General features: G+C 61.9%; 15 protein-coding genes. 1 reads left to right on the top strand and 14 read right to left on the bottom strand.

Annotated elements, in window-relative coordinates; all coding sequences use genetic code 11:
- Positions 1 to 64 precede the first annotated feature (64 nt).
- The 14 genes from JJB99_RS04910 to JJB99_RS04845 all read right to left on the bottom strand — a co-directional run bounded on the left by JJB99_RS04910 (position 65) and on the right by JJB99_RS04845 (position 15,874).
- Positions 65 to 745, bottom strand: coding sequence for a hypothetical protein (locus tag JJB99_RS04910; protein WP_200497663.1), 681 nt, complete (start codon positions 743 to 745; stop codon positions 65 to 67).
- On the bottom strand, positions 742 to 1,617 hold the full coding sequence (locus JJB99_RS04905; RefSeq protein ID WP_200497662.1) for a hypothetical protein: 876 nt from the start codon (positions 1,615 to 1,617) through the stop codon (positions 742 to 744). Before JJB99_RS04905 ends, JJB99_RS04910 begins: the two co-directional genes overlap by 4 nt.
- Before the next feature lie 13 nt (positions 1,618 to 1,630).
- On the bottom strand, positions 1,631 to 4,546 hold the full coding sequence (locus tag JJB99_RS04900; RefSeq protein WP_200497661.1) for a patatin-like phospholipase family protein: 2,916 nt from the start codon (positions 4,544 to 4,546) through the stop codon (positions 1,631 to 1,633).
- A gap of 297 nt (positions 4,547 to 4,843) precedes the next feature.
- On the bottom strand, positions 4,844 to 5,092 hold the full coding sequence (locus JJB99_RS04895; protein WP_200497660.1) for a hypothetical protein: 249 nt from the start codon (positions 5,090 to 5,092) through the stop codon (positions 4,844 to 4,846).
- 363 nt (positions 5,093 to 5,455) lie between these two features.
- Entirely contained in the window at positions 5,456 to 8,059 is a 2,604-nt protein-coding gene (locus JJB99_RS04890) for a bifunctional diguanylate cyclase/phosphodiesterase (protein ID WP_200497659.1), read from the bottom strand.
- Between the two features lie 312 nt (positions 8,060 to 8,371).
- A complete protein-coding gene (locus JJB99_RS04885; protein ID WP_200497658.1) occupies positions 8,372 to 9,151 on the bottom strand; it encodes a DUF2182 domain-containing protein in 780 nt (259 codons plus the stop codon).
- A 51-nt stretch (positions 9,152 to 9,202) separates the two neighbouring features.
- Positions 9,203 to 9,835 (bottom strand): DUF1326 domain-containing protein, encoded by a 633-nt coding sequence (locus tag JJB99_RS04880; protein WP_200497657.1) that lies wholly within the window; start codon positions 9,833 to 9,835, stop codon positions 9,203 to 9,205.
- A gap of 455 nt (positions 9,836 to 10,290) precedes the next feature.
- Positions 10,291 to 10,830, bottom strand: coding sequence for a DUF4863 family protein (locus tag JJB99_RS04875; RefSeq protein ID WP_200497656.1), 540 nt, complete (start codon positions 10,828 to 10,830; stop codon positions 10,291 to 10,293).
- 24 nt (positions 10,831 to 10,854) lie between these two features.
- Positions 10,855 to 11,604 carry a nitroreductase gene (locus tag JJB99_RS04870; RefSeq protein WP_200497655.1) on the bottom strand — a complete coding sequence of 250 codons (750 nt, stop codon included), beginning with the start codon at positions 11,602 to 11,604 and terminating at the stop codon, positions 10,855 to 10,857.
- A 26-nt stretch (positions 11,605 to 11,630) separates the two neighbouring features.
- A complete protein-coding gene (locus tag JJB99_RS04865; protein WP_200497654.1) occupies positions 11,631 to 12,272 on the bottom strand; it encodes an HD domain-containing protein in 642 nt (213 codons plus the stop codon).
- 186 nt (positions 12,273 to 12,458) lie between these two features.
- Entirely contained in the window at positions 12,459 to 13,433 is a 975-nt protein-coding gene (locus JJB99_RS04860) for a GlxA family transcriptional regulator (protein ID WP_200497653.1), read from the bottom strand.
- A 193-nt stretch (positions 13,434 to 13,626) separates the two neighbouring features.
- Positions 13,627 to 14,025 carry a cupin domain-containing protein gene (locus JJB99_RS04855; RefSeq protein ID WP_246775287.1) on the bottom strand — a complete coding sequence of 133 codons (399 nt, stop codon included), beginning with the start codon at positions 14,023 to 14,025 and terminating at the stop codon, positions 13,627 to 13,629.
- Positions 14,026 to 14,156: 131 nt separating this feature from the next.
- On the bottom strand, positions 14,157 to 14,810 hold the full coding sequence (locus JJB99_RS04850) for an HD domain-containing protein (RefSeq protein ID WP_200497651.1): 654 nt from the start codon (positions 14,808 to 14,810) through the stop codon (positions 14,157 to 14,159).
- Positions 14,811 to 14,884: 74 nt separating this feature from the next.
- On the bottom strand, positions 14,885 to 15,874 hold the full coding sequence (locus JJB99_RS04845; protein ID WP_200497650.1) for an NADP-dependent oxidoreductase: 990 nt from the start codon (positions 15,872 to 15,874) through the stop codon (positions 14,885 to 14,887).
- A gap of 823 nt (positions 15,875 to 16,697) precedes the next feature.
- Between JJB99_RS04845 and JJB99_RS04840 the strand changes: the two genes are divergently transcribed.
- The gene (locus JJB99_RS04840) at positions 16,698 to 18,896 is read left to right on the top strand and encodes an ATP-binding protein (RefSeq protein WP_200497649.1); all 2,199 of its coding nucleotides are present in this window, start codon (positions 16,698 to 16,700) and stop codon (positions 18,894 to 18,896) included.
- Positions 18,897 to 18,910 lie beyond the last annotated feature (14 nt).

Below are 18,910 nucleotides of genomic sequence, written 5' to 3'. Positions count from 1 at the left end.
CGTCGGCCGGCGGTCCGGCAGCATCCTGCAATATGCCACGAGACGGCGGGATTCGACGTTCCGGTCAGCCACCCGTCGTGATCAGCCACTGGAAGAACGCCATCAACATGGCGACCGCGATCGCCACGACGACGAGGTTCGGCTCCTGGAGCGGGCGGTAATCTTCGTTGCGTTCCGCCTTGATGCGGGCGCAGCCATGAATGAGCATCGTCAGCAGCACCGCGCCGGCGAGCGCATAGACGAAATAGACAAGCACGGGCTGCATCAATTCCGAGTCGCAGGCCTTCTTCATCCAGGAGACCGGTTCACGCGGGCACAGGAAATCCCTGACAACGTCATCGGGGCGGGAGGAGCGCCCTCCCGTGAGGCTGGACGAAAGGCACACCAGAGCCAGCGCAAACCCCCAGGTGCCGAGCATCGACGAGACCAGGGAGCGGGCGGCGTCGTAGTAATATTTCGAGCGCGGATACCCGATCGCGATCACCCCGGCAACGCAGACCATCGACGCCACCAGAACGATGACGAGGGCCGCCGACGGCAGGTAGCTTTCGAGGCCGAAACCGGCCGGCAATTGCTGCGCATAATAATATTGAAGCGGAACCACCAGCCACAGCAGTTTCGGGAAGATCTGCTGCATCCATTTGGTCTGAAGCAGCTTGTTGACCGGCAGCAAGCGCCATTCGAGCACGCGCCTCCAGCCGGACCTTGGCACCACGGGCATCGCGCTTCCTGCGTCCAGGCTCATCGGTCGGCCCAAGTGATTGTCTTCGATGTCAACGGAATCACCCGCCTTCCCTCGAGCCGCTTGATGACGAGCAGCGTCGATTTCGGCTTCCAGCCGGCGGCCGCCTGCATGGCGTCGTCATAGGCGTTGCTGAACCAGCCGCCGCGCGGCACCGGCCCGGTCGGAATCGGCGAGGCAAAGGAGACGCAGACGCCATTGGGCGTGTCGCGATAAGCGAACTGCGAGCTCAGCCCCTGGTAACTCGACGACGAGGCGTAGGCACGCGGCACCAGCGTCGTGGCGGCCTCAAACGCGGAGTCCAGGTCACGCCGATTCACACCGGAGAAGCCATATGTGCCGTTGAGATCGAAAGCCTTGTCGTCGTCGGTCCAGACGCAATCATTGGCCGCGACATCCTGGATCGGCATGTGGAACCGCCGACTGAGGCTGTATACCTTCTGGCGCGGGTGGTCCGGATCCGACAAATGGTGATCCAGATACGCCGTCAACGTCACCAGCCGGTCCCCTCCCTCGAATGCCGGAAGCTCATCGCGGGAGCAGCGCGTCTTGACCGGCGGGCGATAGACATAGGCCTTGTTCGCCCGCTTGCTCAGCTCGGCAATGGTCTGGGTCCGGACATGCCAAACGCCCTCGTAGTCGCGCCCCTGCCGGGGCGGCACCGGCGCCGTGATCAGGACGAAGCGCGCATCCCTGTCATAGGAAAGTGGCGTGCCGTTCACTGGCCAGTACTGGTATGGCGGCTGGCTGCGGGCGTAGAACAGCCCGGGCCTGTTGATGGCGGCACAGATCGCCTGCTCGTCGAATGTCTGCGCGAATATCGGTACTGCGGAGACCGGGAGGAGAAGTGCCGCAACAAAGAGTTTCATGCGCATGACATCATCCTCCTCAAGTGTCCAAAGTGCCGGTGTCGCGATCAGTCGCGGGCGGCTGTGCTGATGCCGGTGCCGCCTTGGCGGCGTGCGCCCTGATCTCCGTGACGAACGCGGTCACGTCCGGATAGGTCTTGCCCGGCGCACCATCGATATGGTCGATCGCAAAGCGGCCGAGCGCGCGATAGGCTTCGAATTGGGACTCGCCGAAGAACTGGTCCGCCGTGCTTTCGTGCGGGAATAACGTTGCCTTCAGGGCGTAGCTGCGAACCGAGATCGGCTCGATGCCCTGGAAGTTCGGCTTGATGTAGACAAGGATCCCCTCCTTGGCACCGGGATCGCGGTACTTGACCCTGGCGACCGCGAAATAGGGCCCTTCGACCGGCGGCGTCTTGCGGGAGACCATCTTCAGCGCCTCGAACTCGATGTCGATGTCCTGATCGATCGAGATCTTCCGGCACGCGTTGCCGAGATCCTCGAAGCCGAAATCCGGATCGCAACCGGCGTCGCTGATGATGATCAGCCGGCAGCGGCGCCGAACCATCTCGTAGAGACCGAGATTGTCGAAATGCCCACCGTCGGAAAGATAGACGTACCCCTTTGTCCCGTCGGTCAATCCCAGCGCCTCCTGGATCATCGGCCAGCCGGCGATCCTGGGCCCGGCGTGCCGCCAGGTGCTCTTTCCGGCAGTGTTGGGATTGCCGAGCCAGGCACCGAGACGGACATTGAAGAAAGTCAGTAACAGGCTGAGGGCGGGCGAGGAATGATAGCCCATGTTGGGGCTTGCGGCTGCGCCGGAGATCGCCATCGAGGTTCCGACGCTGATACCTCCACCATAGCTTTTCGCGGGCCGGTAGCAGCCCGAGGCGCCGGAGAGATCGGCGCGCATGACCTGCGATTCGCTGTTCTGGTCCCCGCACCCGCACCACCATGGCGTCACGACGAAGGACATCGCCTTGCGCTCCTGCCACGCCAGCTCGCGGGTCGCGATGATGTTCATCGCGATGTTCTGCACGAGATATTGCGGCGGAGTCTTCTCCTTGTCGCCGGACGTGGCGTTGGGCCAGAGCTCGCTCAGATTGAGGTTGTCCCTCTCGTAGAAATCCGTGAACGCATTGGGTTTGCGGTTCTCTTTCGAAGCCCCGAGAAACGTCCTGATCAGCCGGTTGCGATAGACACCATGAAGCGAGAAGCGGTTGGTGTTGACGAACCATGACGCGACTGCACCGACGAGGGCCGTCCAGAACAGCACCCAGAACAGCGGCCAGAGCACGGCGTGCTTTTCGTCGAACCAGAGCGCCTTGCGCTCGGGCAGGATAAGCCAGTCGACCGCGGTGGAAAGGACGCTCGTCAGGACGATGATGAACGCGGTCGCCGCCACCGCGAGGACGACGTTGAGCGATCGGCTGGCAAGGGTCGCATAGCCCTTCTTGAACACGGCCATGGTCGATGACGATTTGCCGACCAGGCTTGCGACCACGCCGGCCATCCCGCCGCTTGCAAGCAAGCCGCTGAGCGAGGTGACCGACTCCCTGTAGAGATAGTTGATGCCGTACGAACCAAGATAGACCACGGCAAACGCCAGCGACCAGAACACCGCCGCGCGGGCGTGATAGCCGGCCGCCCTGCCCAGCCACTCCCGCTCGGCATCGCCCCAGGACACCTTGCCGGTCAGCGCACAGTAAAGCAGCTCGGCGAGAAACACCGCGGTCATGAACACCGACGGTCCAAGGCACATCAACAGGAACACCTTGACCGGCGACACCGCCCCATCGGTCACTCCCGGCGACGGCGCACCGATGGCTTCGATGATTCTGGCAAGCAGCAGACCGACAAGGGCACCCGAGGCCGTCAGCGCCAATACGATCAATATGCCCCTGTGCAGGACGCCCTTATGCAGATCTCCTGTGCGGATATTCTCCGAGGTCGATTTGTCATCGTCCTTGCCGGCACGCGGCGGTGAGAAGGATAGGGCGAGTACCGCGGCAACGAAGTAGGTGCCGGCGGCGACCACCGAGACATTGCCGTACCATTTGAGTCCCGTCAGAAGCTTCAGCAGCCAGCTGCCGCCCTCGACGGCCGCATGAGCCTCCGATTGCTGATAGATCTTCAGTGCGGCAACGCTGATCAGCACCCCGGCGACAAGCGTCGGCAGCAGTTCGAGCACGAGGAAGCGCGAGCGGCTGGAGGATTCGTCGCCCCAGCCCGGCCGCTGTTGCAGGGAATCGACCATCGAGGTGCCGGCAAGAGCCACGGCCAACAGGCCGAACATCGCCACCTCCGTGGCGCCGGCCTCGAACGTCCAGGCCCATTGCGTCACCCATTTTAGCGCGATGATCACCGCCATCAAGATGGGAATCAGCACGAACCAGTTCAGCAGCAGGTTTCGAACATAGAGCGCAACCAGCGCCAGCATGTCGGTCGAGAGCAATCCTGCGCTCGGCGACAGGTAGCTGCTGTACCGGCGCAGATGCTGCAATGGGGAGATCGTCGCGTGGCTTTTGGGATGATCGACAAGTTCCTTCTCGACATCGTCGTAACCGGCGCGCTGCACCCAGGCCGTCAGCATGGCGCCGGTGTATCCGCCGCCAGACACCGTGGAGAGGTAATCGAATCTCCGCAGGATCTTGCGCGCGGCGAGCCCCTGCACCACGCCGAGCGCGAACGCAGCGCTGCGAATGCCGCCGCCCGACAGACACAGGGCCGACAAATCGAGGTCTGCAGCCTTGGCGACGAACGCCTCGAGCTTTTGGTCCAGCGGGGTGTCCGGAGCGTGCGCCGGTGCGTGGGCGGGCGGCGGCGCGCCGTCGGACGCCGCAAGCAGAGCGCGCCGCTGCTCGATCGCACGCAACTCATCCAGCAGCACATCGCCATTATCGGCAATATCCGTGCGAACCGGCTCAAGGGCTTCGGCGACAACGGGCGACGGCATGACCAAAAGTCCCTGCAAGGGTAGCTTCTGCCGGATCGAAGCCCGGCGAGCTCCGCTCGAAAATCAAGACATCATTCAAAAATCTCCCGCCAAGATTGCACGGAGTTTTTGGCCGGCGCCAGCACATTTTGGCTGAGGCGTGAGTTCATTCACGATGGATTCACGCGCCCCGGCCGCGGCCGCCCGCTGTCGGCACCTCGAAGCGCCGGCTTCCTCGTGTCCTAGAAGATGCCGCGGGGTCGATCGGGCCAGGCCGGCGAGACCGCCGGCGTTTTCCGGCCGCGCCGGAGACCGCGCTTAGGCCGCCTCCGACATTGACCTCGCACGCTGCTCGAGCACGCCGATCGTCGAGACCAGATTGTCGCGTCGCGCACGAAGGTTCAGCGCCAGCAGCGGATAATTCGGCTGCTGCACGTCCAAGACGCCGCTTCTCGCCTCTTCCTCGAGAATGTCGGTGTTGATGAGTCGAACGCGCCACCACAGATCGGCGATCAACGCATCGAGCCGGAGTTCGCCAGCAGCACCAGAACGGGACACTTCCTGCATCGCCTGCCTCAACTTGAAACGGCCTCTCCATCGAGGCCTGGCTTTGGTCTTGACTGAGCAAGGAGGGTGCCAGGGAGCGCGAACGGGCGGGCGAGATCCGGTTCCGGAAATCAACTGCGTGCGGCGTGACCGCTCAGGGCTGAACCTACGTCGGCGAAATGCTGCCAGAAGCCTACCTCTGGGCGCTCTGAGCCATTGACGACGCAGGACCTGGGGCGGCTGATCGAGGCCGGCGGCCGTCACGGTGCGGTCGGCGGTGACGTGCTGCCGGCACGTCGATCTTCAGCAGCCTGTCAGCCATGCCCAGCGCCAGGCAGCGGCGGGCGCGACATCGTCGACAGGCACCACGTTCTGATGCTCACCTCACGCCGCGGCAGGGCGCCGCCGCCGCGGGACCGGGCTTTTCAATGACAGGTTGGCCAGGGGCACGGGCCTGCTGAAGAAGTAACCCTGGCCGAGTGCAATTCCGAGCGAATGCACCCTTGCGACCTGTTCGGAGGTCTCGACGCCCTCGGCGACGATCGAGAGCTTCAACGTCCTCGCAAGCTGCACGATGGATTTGAGCACGGCGACGGTCTCGCAGCGGTCGATCCTGTCGATGAAGGACTTGTCGATCTTGACCTTATCGAACGGAAAGGCCGTCAGATAGGACAATGACGAATAACCGACACCGAAATCATCAAGTGCGATGGATACGCCGAGCGCCTTGAGGCGCTCGAGGGTCTTGAGGTTTTCCTGGGTATCGGCGAGAAACACGCTCTCGGTGATCTCGAGCTCAAGCCGGGATTCCGGAAGTCCGCTCTCCGCCAGCGCAAACGTCACGGAGTCGATAAGGTTCGTGCCGGCAAATTGCAGGGCGGAGAGGTTGACAGCGACCTTGACATCGCCCGGCATGGTTACCGCGTCGCGACACGCCTTGGCCAGCACCTGATTGCCGAGTTCAACGATCAGTCCGCTCGCCTCCGCAACCGCAATGAACTCGGCGGGAGGAATGAAGCCTCTGGTGCTGTGATGCCAGCGCGCCAGAGCCTCGACCGATTTCGCACGGCCCGTGCCGAGCTCGATCACGGGCTGATAAAACACGTCGATCTCCTCGCGCCAGATCGCCTCACGAAGCTCGATCTCGAGGACGTTGCGCTGATCCGCTTCAGCCTTGAGCTCCGCCGAGTAGATATGGAAGCAGTTTCGGCCCGCGTTCTTCGACTTGTAGAGCGCAAGATCGGCGTTGCGAAGGATCTCATCGACCCGGATGCCATGCTCGGGCGCCATGGCGACGCCGATGCTGCAGCCGATCACGACGGGATGGCCGTCGATGTGATATGGCTCGGAGATGGCCCGAACCAGCTGCGCCGCGAGCGTTGCGACATCCTGCATCGAGGCCTGGTGCGGCGCCACGATCACGGCAAACTCGTCACCGCCGATCCGCGCCGCCGTATCGACGTCACGGATCTGCGCCTTGATCCGGCTGGCAACCTGCTTCAGAAGCGCGTCGCCGCATTGGTGACCGAGCGCGTCATTGACGGATTTGAACTTGTCGAGGTCCAGCAGGAGCACTGCGAACGCAGCCTCCGGGCCGGGAGGTCTGGCGAGCGCTTCATCGATGTGCTCCTTAAACAAGTTGCGATTGGCAAGGCCGGTCAGGCTGTCGTAATGCGCGAGCCTCTCGATCCGGACCTCGGAGGCCTTGCGCTCGGTGATATCCTCATGCGTGGCGACCCAGCCGCCGCCCTCGCGCCGTCCGTAGGAGATATAGACAACCCGCCCATCCGGAAATTGCACGGTGTTCGAGATGCGCTCCGACTGGACAAGGCGGTTCTTCAGATCGACGAGATAGGCCTCGACGTCGAGCACGGCGGTCTGTTTTGCAAACACCTCGCGGAAATCCATGCCGATGCGAACCTCCTCCGGCACCAGCGCATAGAGTTCGAGCCATTGCCGGTTGAACGCGATCAGGCGGTCGCGGCCGTCGAACATGCTCAATCCTTGGGGCAGGTTTCTGAGCGCATCCTCGAACTTGCTGGCAAAATCGCGCAGCTCACGCTGGGCGCGGCCGAGCGCCAATTGTCGCCGCCAGTAGAACATCGTCGCGGTCAGGATGATGAAGGTGAGCAGCAGCGCGCCGCCGAGATAGACCTTCTGCCTGAAATCGGAGCGGGAATAGATCTCCTGCTCCGAAATGCCGGCGGTGAAGATCAGCGGAAAGGCGCGCGACCTGCGCGCGGTGATCAGCCTGTCGCTGCGGTTCGGCCGGTTCTCGTTCCAATATTGTGCATAGAAGCCGTCCCGCAACTCGCCTTCGACGCGGTTCGGCGCGCGCTGCCCCAGCACGGGGCCCTGGTCAATGCCCCGCGCAGCAAGCACGACGTGGTTCGCGTTTCTGAGCACCAGCGTTCCTCCGGCGCCCAGCTTTGCGGTGTCATAGAACTTGCCGATGACGTCGACGCTGATCGAGCCGACGACCACGCCGGCCGGATTCCTGGCGAGGTCGAACAGCTTTCTTCCGAGCTGGATGGTCCATCGGTGCGACACCCGCCCTCGAACCGGCTTCGCAACATAGAGGCGATCATCGGCTTGCGCCATGACTTCGATGAAGTGCTCGCGATCACCGAGATAGAGTGGCGGACCGGAATAGCCTGCCGTTGTATCGAGCATGTAGCCGTCCAGTCCGATCAGCGAGAACTGAACCACGTCGCCGGTCGCGATGCGGGTCTTGTCGGACCAGAACTTCAAGCTGAAGGTCAGTGGATCCTGGGCGTAGAGCGCGCGCACCACCAGCAGCGACTGATCGACACGCTCGAAGATGCGTTCGGTGTTCTCCTCGAACAATTCGGCGACGCTGTCGCCGTGCGATCTCGCCTGCTCGACGGCATCCGCCCGCTCCGACGACGTGATCGCTAAGTACCCGATCCAGACCAAGGGCAGGATGAACGATGCAATCTGCAGCGGAGCATTGCGCAGAACTGTCATCGCTACCTTGCGAACTGGTCTGGCGAAAATCACGAGGCGCGCTCCCACATCGGCCGCGGGGACAGGACAGTGCTGGTCGCCCAGAATGGCATCGCCTCTCTCCGCCTTGATTGCGGGGACGCCACGGCCGCAAGCCGGCACTGTCGTCATCCCGGAACGCGAGCCTAGAAGCGACAGCCTTAAGGTTCGGTTGGGAGAAGGCTCAATTATCCAGCCAACGGCCCCCGTAAGACCACGGAAGCCGGCTGGTTTGGCGGTATCGGCGTATTTGAAAATGGCATTCTCGCGGCGCCTGCCGTGCCACGGAGTTTCTCACATCGCGCGCGCGAGCATGATCGTGCCGGACAGGATGAGGACCCCGCCTGCCGCATGGCTCAGCCTTGGGCCGAACGGCAGCAGTTTCTCACCGGCGACATAGAGCGCGACGGCGATGATCCAGACGAGATTCATCACTCCGCTGACGAACAGCAGCGCCATCAAGAACCAGCAGCAGCCGACGCAATAGCTGCCGTGGCGAAATCCCATGTGGAGTGCCCCTCTCGTACCGGGCCGCCAATGCCGGTTGAGAAACATCAGCGGGCTCTCGCAGTAACGCAGACAGGCACGTTTGAGCGGCGTGAATTGGTAAAGCCCTGCGGCGAGCAAAATGAGGCCGGCCAAGATCGAGCTGGTGCTTGCCATCGCCATCGACAGCAACCCGAAGCGTTCGAGCGCCCACTGCACCAGCACCGCAACGACACTGAACCCCGCCCATGTCAGGAGATAACCGGCGAGAAATATCCAGGCGTCGATTGCGGCGCGGGATGCAGTCGCCTGCTTGCGCTTGACCGTCGCATACAAGAGCACGGTGGGCGCCGCGCTCGGCGCCATCATCGCGATCATCATCACCCACCACATCACGAACAGCAGTGCCGCGTACAACGGCGTCCACGGCATCGGCGCCATGTCCGGCATGTCCGCCATCATGTCGGTGTCCATGCCGGCGCCGCTGGCGAGATAGGCCCAGGCGATCGCCGCCACGGCAGCGGTCCCGATCAGAACGATCAGACGGTCGCGGTGAAGCAGGTGTTCCAGCGTGAAGTGCCCGTGCATGGCTTGCCCGCCCTGATGTGGCCGAGTTGACCTCTCGATTTCAGCGCAGCATCACGCCGCGACGCCGTCGGGCGTTTGAACGACGGTGGCAAGCGAGCTGTGCGTGTCCCGGGTTTCGAACGGAATCGCACCGGTCGAGCGGATGTTGGCGGACCCGATCTCGGCAGCCCTATGCTCAAAGCCCTCGGGCATCACGACCTGAATGCGGTGCGGAGTACCCGTCACGGGATTCTTGATCGGCTCGACCTCGGTCTCGAGCACGCTCCCGGCGACAAGCCGGGCGACGCGTCCGTCCTTGTCAAAGGAGAACTCGAACGGCGCAAACACCGGATCGTAGATCTTGGTGACGATCAGGCTGACGATCTGGAACAGCGTGCCCTCGGCAGAATGCTTGCCCGAAAAGATATCGAACAGCGCCTGGCGCTGCTCCGGCGTGGCGCGTTCGTCGATGATGGGTTGGATCGTCCCGTTGCCCTCATGCAGCGCTCCAGGAAAATCGACCGTGATCGCGAAGCAGAGACCGTCAAGCCTGGTCCCCTCGAAATGTCCCTTGGCGATGCGCATGGCGAACAGCCCCTTGCAATAGCCCTGGGTCGGCGGCGCGTTGAAATCGCAGGGGCAGCCGAATGCGCAGTTGCAATTCTTCATCCATTCGCCTTCGAGACGCCAGTCCGATGCAGCCATGGCACATCTCCCAATGTGAGGGGGGACGCGGCAGCCATGGACAATTTTTTAGCGTTATGTCGAAGCAATGCGTAGAACCGCGAGCGGGATCGAGATCCGATCAGAAGGCCGCCTCGCAGAAAAGTCGGTTGGCGAGCTGCCGTTTACCGTCCCAATGGCGAAAAGCATATCAGCCTTGGCCGGGGGCGTACAGCGAACGATTGCGGCGGAGCAGGTGGGTCTGCAGGACGTTCGACACTGAGAAGAATGGTACCCTGGGAGGGAATCATCCGTAACCACCGGCAGGAGGAACCGCTATTTGTGCTTAGTATGGGGGCCTGATGCTTCACTTCCGACTCAAACCGAATGGTGCACAGAGCGGCCGCCTCTGCGCCAACAGCGGCCGAATTGATGAGCATCTCGAATAGCCGGACACACGCGTGGCACGCCGCGTAGCGTCGCCTCGCAATCGATTGTCAGACGGGAGCCTTGAAATCGTACGAGATGCGTCCAGCCGGCAGGTAGAACAGCGCGATCACCGCGCCACCCCTGACCTCGGGATAGTGCCTGCTGCCTGGATCGGGCGCCGTCCAGCCCGGTCCTTGCCAGCCCTGCAATCCCTTCAACTCCGCGCCCTTATTCAAGGGCACCACAAGGTTGAGCTCGCCATAGGGGTGGCCGTGATACTGTCCGCGCAATACGTCGTGGTCGTCTCCATCCTTGAAGCGGCGCGGATCGGCGCTGTTCATGTAAACAGCGGTGATGCTGAACTGGAATGTTTCGGAAGTCGGCTCCATGATGCGGCTGCGCCGGTAATTGGGACCGTCCACCTCCTGGTTCGCCGCCCATCCCTCCTCGACCCCGATCTTGATCAGGCGAGCGAGATCCTGATAAAGCGCGCTCTCTTCGCCATATGTCTCGTTGAGCCAGCGTTCCATCTCACGTCCGGGGGTCATGTCCTTGACTTCTCGGAGAAACGGAATGCTACGCTGAATGAGTTCTTCCCGGCTTCCCATAGTGGTCTCCTCTTCGATTAAGTCTTACACTTCGAATCCCAGAAACGTGGCGAACTCATCAATGTCCGCCCGCGGCATCAATCTTTCCTGTGCATCGATCTTGGCCTTTCCGACGGAGATGCCGCATACCACCATCTGCTCCACCGGGATCGATAACAGACGGCGCAAGATCCGGTGATACTTCGAGAAGGTCTCCTGCGGACAGGACTGAAGCCCGCGCCCTGCCGCCGCGAGCATCACGTTCTGCACGAACATTCCGAGGTCGAGCCAGCTTCCGACTTCCAGGCGACGATCGATCGTCACGATCAATCCGACGGGTGCACCAAAGAATGTGTAGTTCTTCGCAGTTTGCCTGCTCCTCGCCTCGGAATCGGTTTGAGTGATTCCGAGCGAGCCGTAGAACAGTCGTCCAAATTCTTGTCGGCGCTTACCGTACGGGTCGGGTAAATCGCTGGCGTAGTATTTATATTCCGACACGTGCTCGTCGCGCGAGTTTTCGTGCGCATCCAGCAGCGCCGTCGAGACCTTCTCCTTGGCCGCGCCAGCCAGCACGTAGATGTGCCAGGGCTGGATGTTCGCACCGCTCGGCGCGAACCGCGCGACACGGAGGATCTCCTCGATCGTCCGTCGCGGGACCGGCGCGTTAGAGAATTCGCGGCACGCAAACCGGCTGGCCAAGATCTCATCGATCGGGCTCCGCGCAACGACACATTCCTCACGCCTGCCGATCACGGCTTCTTCAGGGCCCGATATCCTCGCATGGTTGATGCCCATCTCGGCTTCCTTTTGGCAACGAGGGGTCAATTCGGCCAGGCTGAGCCGAGGATGATCGAGCAGAAGTTCTGACGGACATAGCTCATGTCCTTCAGCGCCAGGACATCCGCCTTCACGTTTCCAAACGTCGTCAGCGGCTTTTTGATGATGCCGTTGGCGAAGTGATCGATGATGTTCTCCTTGAAGTTCGTCTCTCGCGGATGGTGGACGCAGACATGGTCGCGCTGTTCATGCGTGAAGTCGTGATAGGTGATGCCCAGCACGTCCATTTCCACGCCGGCGGTCACCAGCGCAATCGTGGGGCGCATATGCTCTGGGATACCGGGCGTGGTGTGGAGCGCGATTGCAGTCCAGACGTCCTCAATGTCGCGCTCGGGCACGCCGTAGCTCTTCATGAAGTCGCGTGCGGCATTGGCGCCATCGACCTCGAAGCGCAGATCGGGGCTCGAATACTTCTCGGTCAGGCCCATGTCGTGGAACATCGCGCCAAGGTAAAGCAGCTCCGGGTCGTACCTCAGGCCGCGGCGCTCGCCGGTCAGCGCGCCCCAGAGGAAGACGCGGCGACTGTGGTTGTAGAGCAGGTCGTCCTCGGTATCGCGCACGAGCTGCGTGGCTGCGCGCGAGATAGCACTGTCAGGCACGCGGATGCCGGCGATGATCTCGGACATGGAGCAATCTCCTCCGTTGGCTAAGTTAGGGCTGGTTGCTTGTTGTATTAGGCAGCAGAGCCCCAAGCCGGACAACGAGCAGGATGCTACGGATCAGGACGGCCGTACGTCGTTTCCTGACAACAGGCCTGTCGGAGCCCTCGCGGAAGCAGGAGACTGCCGTTTCGTCGTCAGGTGGCGCGCGATCTATTCCGATTCCGCCCGCCGGAAGCTGGCGCGATATTGCACAGGGGTCACGCCAAGACGGGAGCTGAAGACGATCCTCATCCGGTCCGCCGACCCGAAGCCGCAATCGAAGGCGACCGCCTTCAGCGGCCGGTCGCTTCCTTCCAACATCATGCGCGCCGCATCAACGCGGGCGCGCTCGATGAACTCGTGCGGCGTGGTCCCCGTTACCTGCACGAAATGTCGGGCCAGATTCCGGGCGCTCATGCCGACGACAGCGGCAAGCGACTCCAGCGTGTGGCGATCCCCAATATTGGCCATGACATGATCCTGGATGCGCGCGATTGGCGATTCCGGATCGGCAGGTGCTGTGAGATAGGGACTGAACTGCGACTGTCCGCCCTGGCGCTGGGCAACCACAACAAGCCGCTTGGCGACCTTGAGCGCCGTTTCCGCGCCGTGCCGCTGCCCGACGAGCGCCAGGCCCAAATCTATCCCCGCCGTCACGCCGGCCGCGGTGATCAGCCGTCCATCGCGGACATAGATCAAGTCCGGTTCGACTTTTGCTTTCGGAAATCTGGCCGCCAGCGCCTGCGCATCCTGCCAATGGGTTGTTACGCGCCGATCGTCCAGGAGACCGGCATAGCCAAGAACAAAAGCTCCGGTGCAGATCGATCCATAAACGCTCGAGCGCCAAGGCAGCTCCTTGATCCACTCAAGCAGGCACGATTCGGGCTCCGTTTCCGGTGGCGTCGGAGTGCCGGCCACCAGAATGATGTCGAAGCCGCCCACCGCCTCATCGAAGGTCAGGTCGGCGACCATGCGTATGCCGTTCGACGCGCGCAGCGGATTGCGATGAGCGGCAACCAATACTGTTTCATAGCGGTCCGCGCTGCCGAGGAACGTGTTCGCCTCGCTGAACACGTCCATCGGGCCCGCCACGTCCAGGGCCTGAACCCCCTCACAGACAACGATCGCGACAGCTTGTACCGGCACCTCTTTGCCTCTCCCGTATAGCGCCGTATTATGCAACTAGTTCGAGAGACTGGAAAAGGCCTGGCGCGATCTGCGAAGCATCGGGCCAGGGGCTATGGACTTCTACCGGACCCGTTCGCCGGCGCAGCCGTCAACCAAGCGGCCCTTGCAACTCCCAAGGACCGTCACGGCAAGGGGCAAGCTCGTCGCGCCATCATCGTGATCCCGGCGCCCTGTCTGGCGTGGTCAAGGGCTGGTCCTTGGAATCGACAACGAAGACCGCCAGTAGGCTGGCGGGCTCCTTGTCGCTCGCGTTCTCGCTGATGCTGTGATGTGCGCCCGGCATTTCGTAAAAGCTCTCACCTGCATGATAGACCTTCGCGGGGTCATTGCCGACTTGGCTGCGGATGGCACCGGACAGCACATAGGCGTAGATAAATGCCGATGCTGCGTGGTGATGAGCCAGCGATTTGGCGCCGGGAGGATAAGTCACCGTCACAGCAACCATTCTCTTTCCTTCGACATTCGGCAGTGCGTGCTCGAAGGCGACTTTCACCTGCTCCCGGTCCTGCGCGATCGACGGCGAAGGTCCCAAAATGATCGCTGCTGCCATCAGCGGAATGGCTGCGGCTCGCGTTACTCTCCTCAGTGCGTTTGCTGTCGTCCCATATGAGATCGACAGAGCACCAATTCCATAGGCGAATCCCATGATCGACGTCATCGCTATTCTCCTAACGAGCCTACTTAAACTATGGAATCCGGGAAGGGCGAAGCAGCGATCAAGTCGCAAGCGTTGGGGCTCTTGAATCCCGGGATGAAACGTTCGCAGACGGCGGCGTTGACGGTGCCATACGTCGTCGCTGGCTTGTGCGCAAAGCCGGCGAAATACTCCTGAATGAAGCCTTCTTTGAAATTTATGCGCGGGTACTTGGCCACGATTTCCTCGCGGACTTCCGCTGGGAACTGATCGAACCCCGCTCCGATGACATCGAGAAGCACACCGGAGTTGAGGAGCGCCACTTCGGGCCCCATATGCTTCGGGATGCCGGGGGTGGTATGCAGCGCAATTGCTTCCCAGACGGTCTGCACCTGATCTTCAGCGATGTTGTGGGTGCTAAGAAACTGTCTGGCGGCATTTGCGCCATCAACCTCGAAGCGCTCGTCCGGACTCGAGAACTTCTTGATCAGGCCGAGATCGTGAAATGCGGCGGCGACGTAAAGGAGCTCACGATCGAAGCGCAGATTCCTCTGACGACCCTGCTCCGCCGCGAACAGGTAGACGCGGATCGAGTGATTAAAAAGCAGATCGGTGGAATGTTCGCGCAGGATGTCTGTCGCCTCTTTCGCGAGCAAGGAATCGGGAATGACGAGTGCATGGGCGAGATTTGGGGTTGTCATTGTTGCGTCCCTCCAAGAGTTTCTGTTGAGCTTGGCTGCGCGTTGCGCACGAGCGGAGCTACGAAATTAATTGATCAACTCGCTCCGACGTCGAGCACGATCTTTCCTTTCGGCTGAGGCCGCACGTGTTCCAGCATCAAATGAGCCTCGCGTGCATCCGCGAGGGGTAAGACTGCCCCCACGGTTGCTCGTAGTTTTCCACCATCGATGAAACGAGCGATCTCCGTCAGATACTGGCTCGTGACGTTGACCAGAAAGAAGGTGGCTTCAACACCATAGCGCTTTGCAAGATCCTGATCCGGGCGGGACACTGCCGAAATCAGCTTGCCGCCGCGACGAAGGACCTGGAATGAGCCGGTTTGGGTTTCGCCGCCCACCAGATCAAGGACAGCGTCCGCCTCCCGTATTTCGTTCTCAAAGCGCTGGGTCCGGTAGTCGATCACCGTGTTTGCGCCGAGGTTACGCACGGCGGAAATATCGCCCGCCGATACGGTTGCGATGGTTTGCACACCCGCGTGATGGGCCAGTTGAACCGCATAGGATCCAACGTTACCGGCCGCTCCATGAACGACCACCGTTTGGCCTGCTTTGAGCTGGGCGTGATCAAACAATGCCTGCCATGCGGTGACGGCAACGACAGGAACGGAGGCGGCTTCGACGTGGGTTAGCGAAGTGGGCTTATTCGAAACCATCCCTGCGGACGCCACAGCGTACTCGGCATAGGCCCCGATAAACCGCGGATTCGTAACACCATAGACCTGATCTCCCGCGCGTAGTTCGGAAACCCCGGGCCCCATCGCGACGACTTCACCGGAAAGATCCGAGCCCAGAGTGAGGGGAAGCGGTTGCGGCAAAGCGCTTTTGCCTGACCTGATCCAGCCATCCCAGGGGCCAACTCCTGCGACCGCAACTTTGACCAGGACCTCGCCAGGACCTGGCGCGGGTCGCGGCACCCGCTCGAACTTCATGACCTCTGGTGACCCAAACTCGTGCACGCGCCAGGCCATCATTGTTGAATGAGTTCGCTTTTCGTTTGCCTGAGGAACAATGCTACTCGGGGTCATCTCATGCTCCTTGCGCTCAGCTCGTCGTCATTGCCGACGACCGCTCGTCGTTGTGCCGACGAGTCCCAGTTGGCCTTCCCGGCCAACCAGAGGCGACGCCTCGCTCATCCGCATATCGCAACGGGTCGTGCCCGGACAACGAACACGGTCCTGCGGATCAGGACAGCCGCGCGTCGTTTCGTGACAAGGCCCATCGGAGCCTTCACGGCAGTCGAAGCGGTTTCGTCGTCAGATGATCTCGATCTATTCGGTGGCATGAGCGCTGGTACGATGGCGGAAGTTCGCCATAGCGGACCTCACCTGAAGCAATGTGACGTCGACGCAAAGGATGAAGGCTCGGCCGCCCGCGCGCCATCCCAGCCCTCCGATAGATCTTGGATTGCGAAGCTAGTACGATGCCCTTGATGGCGGGTTAGACCATCGGCTCCGACGTAACAGGTCTCGTTGCAATCGTGACGGCTCACCAAGATGCCTTGGACAAACCACACACCTGCCGTTGATCTCTGATTGCTCCTTGCGTCCTGAAATCTCACAAGTAGAGCTCTCGTCGGCGCCGAGCGGCATGAGGATCAGGCTTCGCTGATGGGCAACCCGTTCAGCCGCGGCTGGCAGGCGGCGGGTGTCCTGGTCGCCTAGGGGCAGGAATTCGAATCCGGGCGCCGAGATCTCTTATAGTTTTTTGCTAAGCCGCCGATCCTGAATCTGGAACCGAGCCCCGCCTGGAGCGTTTGTGTGGGATTCGCTTTGGGGCCTTGTCACCAGTGTTTAAAAGAATTTGGCGCCGCACCTGTGCGCGGGGAGAACATCCCGGGAACGTACCGGCATGAACGACGCCAACTCCGAATTCAAGCCGGAGGCGATTAGCGCATCCGACTGGCGCCAGATTGTCCAGAGTGCAACCGATACGGCAATCATCACCACCAATCGGGCCGGGCGGGTGACGAGCTGGAACCAAGGCGCATATCGGCTGCTCGGCTGGACTGAGGAAGAAATGTTGGGCCGGACGCTCGATCGCTTGTTCGAAGATGAGAGCCAAATCGAGCGTGAATTCGAGGACGCCCGGAATCACGGCCTGGGCGGCGGGACCGAAGGTTGGCGGCTCAAGAAGGGGGGTGGCCGGCTCTGGGCAGTCGGCGAAATGACCCCCATTCGCACTCCGAGCGGCGAAATCAGCGGCTTCGTCAAGATCGTCCGCGACCGCACGCGGGCCAAGGCAGCCGAGGAAGAAGCCGCCGCAGAACGCCGGGCGCTCGAAATCCTCAACCGAGCAGGCTCCGGCCTGGCAGCGGAGACAGACCTACACAAGCTGGTGCAGATCGTCACGGATGCAGGCGTCGACCTGACGGGCGCCGAGTTCGGTGCATTCTTTTACAATGTGCTCGATGAGCAGGGTGAGAGCTACATGCTCTATGCCTTGTCCGGCGCGCCGATGGAGGCGTTCTCGAAGTTTCCGATGCCGCGCAACACGGAGGTGTTCGGTCCGACCTTCCGCGGCGAGGGTCTTGTCCGCTCAGACGACATTACCAAAGACCCGCGCTACGGCCACAACGCGCCCAACAAAGGAATGCCGGAGGGCCACCTCCCAGTGCGCAGCTACTTGGCTGTCCCAGTTGTCTCACGCATCGGGGAAGTATTGGGCGGACTATTTTTCGGCCATGGCAGACCGGGGGTGTTCGACGAGCGGTCGGAGAGAGGACTTGCCGGTCTGGCTGCCGAAGCCGCGGTGGCGATCGACAACGCAAGGCTCTCCCAGGCGGCCCAACGCGAAATCACCGAGCGCCGTCGCGCCGAAGAAGCTTTGCGTGAGCTAAACGCTACGCTCGAGCAGCAGGTTGCCGAACGGACGGCTCAGCTCAGGGTGAATGAGGAGGCGCTGCGGCAATCGCAGAAGATGGAGGCGATCGGCCAGCTCACCGGCGGGGTCGCCCATGACTTCAATAACCTGCTGCAGGTGATTATCGGCAACCTCGACACTATCCTGCGCAATGTTTCCGATGACGCGCCCCGGTTGAAGCGGGCCGCCAATCAGGCCCTCAACGGTGCGCGGCGCGCCGCCGCCCTCACCCAACGTTTGCTGGCCTTCTCGCGGCGTCAGCCGCTCGATCCGAAGCCGCTGAATGTGAACGGATTGGTGACTAGCCTCTCGGAGATGGTACACCGGACGCTCGGCGAAACTGTCGCGGTCGAGACCGTGCTGGCTGCCGGCTTGTGGCAGGTCGAAGCGGATGCCAACGAGCTCGAGGCAGCGATACTCAATCTGGCGGTGAATGCCCGGGACGCCATGCCGGACGGTGGCCGCCTCACCATCGAGACTGCGAATGCCCACATCGACGAGGCGTACGCCGCGAACTATGCCGAGGTAGCCCCTGGCCAGTATGTGTCCATCTCGATCTCGGACACCGGCAAAGGAATGGACGGGGAGACTATGGGCCGAGCGTTCGAGCCCTTTTACACCACCAAGCCGGTCGGCAAAGGCACCGGTCTCGGCCTCAGCCAAGTCTATGGCTTCGTCAAGCAGTCCGCCGGTCATGTGAAAATCTATTCCGAGCTCGGGCAGGGAACGACGGTCAAAATCTACCTCCCGCGGCTTATGGCCGCCGCTGCCGATAGTGAGAGCGGGACGGATGAGACCATCCCGGATGGCGATGGAGAGGAGACCATCCTGGTCCTTGAAGACGATGACGACGTCAGGACCTATTCCGTCGAAATCCTGCGGGAGCTCGGCTATCGCGTGGTCGAAGCTCATGACGGCCCATCCGCCCTTCGCCTATTGGAACGCCAGGGCCGCGTGGACCTGTTGTTTACGGACGTCGTGCTGCCGGGCGGCATGACCGGCGCCCAGGTGGCCGAGCAGGCTCGCGACTTGAAGCCTAATTTGAAGGTGTTGTTCACGACGGGCTACGCTCGCAACGCGATTATCCACCAAGGCCGGCTGGACAAGGGCGTGCGGCTGATCACCAAGCCCTTCAGTTCCGCTGACCTGGCCGCCAGAATTCGGGATGTGCTCGATGATCAGCGCTAGAAATTGCTGTTATT

Source organism: Bradyrhizobium diazoefficiens, assembly GCF_016616235.1.
GTDB lineage: Bacteria > Pseudomonadota > Alphaproteobacteria > Rhizobiales > Xanthobacteraceae > Bradyrhizobium > Bradyrhizobium diazoefficiens_H.
This window is presented reverse-complemented; position numbering and strand designations above follow the sequence as displayed.